6 protein-coding genes and 1 pseudogene are annotated in these 5132 nt (G+C 34.2%); all 7 read left to right on the top strand.

What is annotated here, in order from left to right; genetic code table 11:
* Positions 1 to 306: pseudogene (locus tag BLP55_RS17200) on the top strand (IS982 family transposase); the annotation flags it as partial.
* A 15-nt stretch (positions 307 to 321) separates the two neighbouring features.
* Complete coding sequence (locus BLP55_RS17480) at positions 322 to 477, top strand: DUF4339 domain-containing protein (protein ID WP_091147054.1); 156 nt, start codon at positions 322 to 324, stop codon at positions 475 to 477.
* A 4-nt stretch (positions 478 to 481) separates the two neighbouring features.
* Positions 482 to 1630: a CFI-box-CTERM domain-containing protein gene (locus tag BLP55_RS15805; RefSeq protein WP_091147050.1), complete on the top strand. Its 1149-nt coding sequence runs from the start codon at positions 482 to 484 to the stop codon at positions 1628 to 1630.
* A 1-nt stretch (position 1631) separates the two neighbouring features.
* Positions 1632 to 2879: a WG repeat-containing protein gene (locus tag BLP55_RS15800; protein WP_091147048.1), complete on the top strand. Its 1248-nt coding sequence runs from the start codon at positions 1632 to 1634 to the stop codon at positions 2877 to 2879.
* Positions 2880 to 3031: 152 nt separating this feature from the next.
* The gene (locus tag BLP55_RS15795) at positions 3032 to 3607 is read left to right on the top strand and encodes an imm11 family protein (protein WP_091147043.1); all 576 of its coding nucleotides are present in this window, start codon (positions 3032 to 3034) and stop codon (positions 3605 to 3607) included.
* 157 nt (positions 3608 to 3764) lie between these two features.
* A complete protein-coding gene (locus BLP55_RS15790; protein WP_139149762.1) occupies positions 3765 to 4352 on the top strand; it encodes a hypothetical protein in 588 nt (195 codons plus the stop codon).
* A 165-nt stretch (positions 4353 to 4517) separates the two neighbouring features.
* Positions 4518 to 4931, top strand: coding sequence for a hypothetical protein (locus BLP55_RS15785; protein ID WP_091147036.1), 414 nt, complete (start codon positions 4518 to 4520; stop codon positions 4929 to 4931).
* Positions 4932 to 5132 lie beyond the last annotated feature (201 nt).

Genomic DNA, 5132 nt, shown 5'->3' with positions numbered 1-5132 from the left:
CTTACTTTAGGCTATCAGACTTCTCTTTTTGAAAACGACAGGATACGACTTGTCACACCACTAAGGGCTAATATGAAGCGGCGTGAAACCACATGGAACCCAAATTACAGATATGTCCGAAAAAGAATCGAAACCTTGTTCTCTCAAATGTGTGATCAGTTATATCTGAAACGGAATTATGCGAAAACGTTGAACGGTTTATTTGCAAGGATGTGTACCAAAATAAGTAGCGTGGCAGTTTTACAATACATCAACTTCCTCAATGGAAAACCATTAAATCATCTGAAGCATGCCTTGGGAAATTAAACCGCACAACGGGTTATTGATAATGAAAAAAGTAACCCGTTGCGCTTTGAGGAATTAGTGCAACTTTTGAAAACGACTGTGATAAACGGCCAAACCCTTGCATGGAAAAATGGTTTAGAAAATTGGAAACCGTTAAGTGAATTCATCGAATTTGAAACCTACATAAACTAAAGATATGAGTGATGTTATCCAATGTTCTTCTTGCGGAAGTTCAAACCAACTTCCTACAGGGAGAAATTCAATGTTTTGTGCATATTGCGGAAATACAATAGAGAGAAAGGAAGAAAAAACAAATCAAAAATCCTTTCCTAAAATATCCAGAACTCAAAAAAAGGAAATTCCATTTAAAGAAACAGCATGGTATAAGGATAAATCTCTAGAACACAAAGCTAGAACAGGGTTGGCATCTTCGTCTTTCTACAATATGATAAAAAACATTGAACACTATCGCACAAATAATGGATATAATGTTGTTATCACATACGAACAAAAAGATGTTCTTAGTAGCTTTCCGAGAGAACATAAAGAAACTGAATTCGTTCCTTTTGAATATGATTATGATTCATACAAATCGGAATTAAATCTGGATTCGACGCAAATCCAATCTTTCAAAGAACTATTGCAACATTACGATTTGACTGAGATCGAGGAACTAAAAGATTTATCTTTAAATTACAATAACATCATAAACTGGGACGGAATAGAGAACTTCAAACGACTTGAACGCCTTTCACTAAGGAATAATTACATTGTTGATTTTCCTACATACTTACCCAAAGAAATTACAGCGTATGATTCCAATATTGCTGTAATCAAATTTTTGGATTTGAGAGGAAATAAGATTAAGACCATAGGTCCTTGTGTTCCAATTTTTCACAACGCTGAGATTTTGTTAGCGGACAATCCTTTGGAATTAGAATCTATTCCTAAAGTAGTTAGAAGTTGTCACACATTCAAGGACGATGGAAGGGAAGTTTGTTGGGATTTTGAGATGAAGATTGAAGATGACTTCAAATTAAAATTTCCCAAAAAGGAACCAGAAAAACCGACTCAACCATCGGAAGAGCAAACTGAAAAACCGCAAGGAAAATGCTTCATAGCAACGGCAACAATGGGAAGCTATGATCATCCTTTTGTCCTCGAATTAAGACACTTTCGGGATAACTGGATATTAAAAAAAACTTGGGGAGATTGGTTTATAAAAAATTACTATTACTATGGTGAAAAAATGGCCAAACAAGTTGAGCATAATGTAATTTTAAAAACAATTAGCTATCATTTCATTGTAAAACCTCTTGTTCTCATTTCCAAAATTTTAAAATAAAATGGCAAAAACAGAATATGAAATTATTTGGAAGAAAGGCGGATGGTTCGAGAAAGGACATTTTGCATTAGTTCCTAAAAAGTCTTTTGGAGATAAAGCAGGAGAAGCTTTAATCGGCTATTTGCTAATTATAGCCGTATTTCTTTTTATACTGTCAGTAATATTGCTATCAGCACCGATTTGGGTTGTTATCCTAGGTTATCAAATGGTTCGTGAAAAACGCTATTATTCTGGGTTCACGTCGTTATTTGCTCTTGGATATTTTTATATGGATATCAGCAAGAAATGGGTCTCTTCGTTTTTATTTTTTGGATATAACGATAGTGAAGGAAAATTTTCAGAAGGGCTATTTAATCTTGAATATTTACATTATTTGGAAATCGCAAATATAGTTTCTACAGGGTTAGGCATAGGTTATATAATTGATGCAGTGCTTATTTCACAGTATGGTAAGAAATTTAAAGATGATAGAATAACGACACCTCAGTTAGCTGTTTACATTTTGCCTATGCTTCTGTGTTTTTTCGTTTCAAAATCTAACCTGATTAAAAACAATTTCCATACAGAAGTAGCAGTTTCAAATGAATCGAGTGAAATTAACGACATCGATAACAAATTTGTTGAAGTAGGAAATTCTGAGGACACTATTAAAAATCAAATTGATAGCACAAATTACGCATATCCAAATGACACGATAGAAAGATATACTATACTAAAAAGAATATCTGTTTATCGTGGAAAACCCAACACTTTTTGTATACAGGATACACTTTCAAAAAAATATGGAATTGTTGACAAAGACGGAAAAGTAATTCTTCCTTTAGAATATGATGGTGTTGATGATGGAATTATTGACGGTAAAATTCAATATGGGCCGATGGACTATTTTTATGAAGATTATATGATTGTATGTAAAAATGGTAAATACGGAACTATAGACCCGAACTACAATATTTCAATTCCTTTTATATACGATGAGATAGATAAGTTCCGCAATGATGAAGTAGCTTACTGTAAACGAAACGGCAAATGGGGAATGATCGATAAAAAAGGAAAAACAATTATTGCTTTTAAATATGACAACGCAATGACATATGGAGGCGTTGGCATGTTAAAAGGATATGCGGTGTTTAAGAATGGTAAAAACTGGGGGCTAATTGACATGAATGAAAATGTAATTATTGATTTTTTGTACAATTATCCAGATGAAATAAATAGTGAAGCAAAAAAACTAGGGATCAGTTGGTAAAATAAAACGTCACCTAACCGCCGCCAGCCGCAATAGCTGGTTTTCGGTAGCCGGAAATTGTTATTTCACGAAGAAAGTTCTATCTTGGCAGAGAGAACTCAGTTCGCTCTGACGCTACTGCGGCTGGCGGCCTAACGTTACCTGCCATTATAATGAAGATAGAACGAACAATAGAGAAATATTACTATTTGACAGGAGATGAAAAGTCAAAAGTTGGTAATGCCGACCCAGTTGACTCAAACATCCATTGGGACTTATTTGAGAATAAGAGTAAGGACTTTAAATTGACTGAGCCGTTAAAGTTCAAAATCAACCCCGGTCGTTTTGCTGGGCAGACTGGTGACTTTCAATTTAATAGTTGCGGTTTTCTGCTTTTTTCAGACAAACTTCGTGCAATCATAGAAAAATACATAACTGAGATTGACTCACCAAATTGGTTTCCAGCACAAGTGACAGACTTAAATGAAGTGACAACCAACTATTCGATATTGTATCTATTTGACAAACCTGACTTCTTAGATTATCAGAATTCAACTTTTGTGCAAGGAACAGACCACCCAATTAAAAAACGATTTGATTTGGGTAAAATAGGAGACCGACTTTTATTTAATTCGACAAAACTTGGTGTATCACTTTGTGTTCATGACATAATTCGTAAGGAAATTAAAAAAGAAGGTTGCACAGGACTTTATTTTTACAAAATTCATACAGCGGGACGATTATCATGAGAATAACGGCAGGTAACACTGCATTTACGCAAGAGCTGGATTTCAGCAAGTTGAACGTTTGTCCTTTCCAAGAAAGTTCTATCTTAGCAGAGCGAACTCTGCTCCTATTTCCGCTCCTGCGCAAATGCAGGGAACGTTGTACGCAATTACTAACGATATGAACCTAAATGCAGTTTCCAAAGCCGAGAATTTAAGATTGTATATTTTAGAGCATACTTTGATAATTGAAGAATCTATTTCTGAAGCTCTAGGAAGCATATTAAATATTGAATGGGAAAAATCTATTTCATTTGGTCATGGTTCTTCCTCGTTAAGTTTTAATCAGAAAGTGCAAATTATTCAAGATCTAAAAGGTATAGATAAAGATCGAATCCAAAAGCTTACGGATTTAATGGTTATACGAAATAAATTTGCTCATGTAAAATCAATAGAAACATTTGAAAACTTATTTGAAATTTCATCTGGTAAAAACGTCAAAAAAAATCTTGATAAATATTATTCTGATCAAATTGATGAACTAGATGTTAAAGATGAGGAAACAAAATATAAAGCTTTCTTCTTCCTTTTATTTTTCGATATTATTGTTTTTCTTTCATTTTTAATTGGCGGCCAAAAGCGAGAACAAAGACGAGAAAAAGAGGATTTAGAAATATTATTGAAACTGAAAGTAGAAGTAATAAAAACCAAATATGGAAAAAAATTACTTTCCAAAATACTGACCGAGACAAATAAAAGTAAGCCGTAACTGCGTACAACCGCCGTTTCAAGCCATTGCGGGGTTTTCGGTAGCCGGAAGTTGCGGTTTCACGAAGAAACATTATCTTCGGCAGAGAGAACTCAGTTCGCTTCGATCCGCAACGGCGTGAAGCGGCCTAACGTTATGCGCAATCGCCGAAAAAATCCAGGTTAAATGAAAGTAATTTTTTCAAAAGAAATAATAAGCAACAAGACTTATTTAATATTGCTCCTAGCCTATTTGGTCACCCAATTTATTTGGCCGGTTAGTGAGATTATTTTTCTTATAAGTACCATAGTTGCGATAATTTGGATTTCAAAATATCATAATAAAAATAAGAACTTTAACCCAGCGTGGTATTCAATATTTTTATGTTTTATTGCAAACCTGTTTTTGACTCTAATTTATATTCCGACATTAATTTTGAATCCAGAAATAAATTGGTCGCTTAAGGACGGAAGAAATGAATCTGATCCAATGATTTTACTTGCATTTTTTCCGACGTTAAATTTTATTGTATTTGCTTTCATAATTATAATTGCAAGTCTAATTATCAAATTTTTAAGTATGAATAGCGAAAGCGCATAACCGCCGTTTCAAGCCATTGCGGACATTTTCGTTACCGGAAATCTTTATTTCACGAAGAAAGATTATCTTCGGCAGAGAGAACTCAGTCCGCTTTAATCCGCAACGACGTGAAGCGGCCTAACGTTGGGCGTCATGTCGAGAAATCCCAAACTCATAGAAACTCAAGTTAAATGAAAATAGAAAATCATATTATTGCTAGTG

Origin of the sequence: Flavobacterium caeni (assembly GCF_900101895.1) — a bacterium.
Classification (GTDB): Bacteria; Bacteroidota; Bacteroidia; order Flavobacteriales; family Flavobacteriaceae; genus Flavobacterium; species Flavobacterium caeni.
Note: the sequence above shows the minus strand (reverse complement) of the source record. Positions and strands in the feature narration are given on the sequence as shown.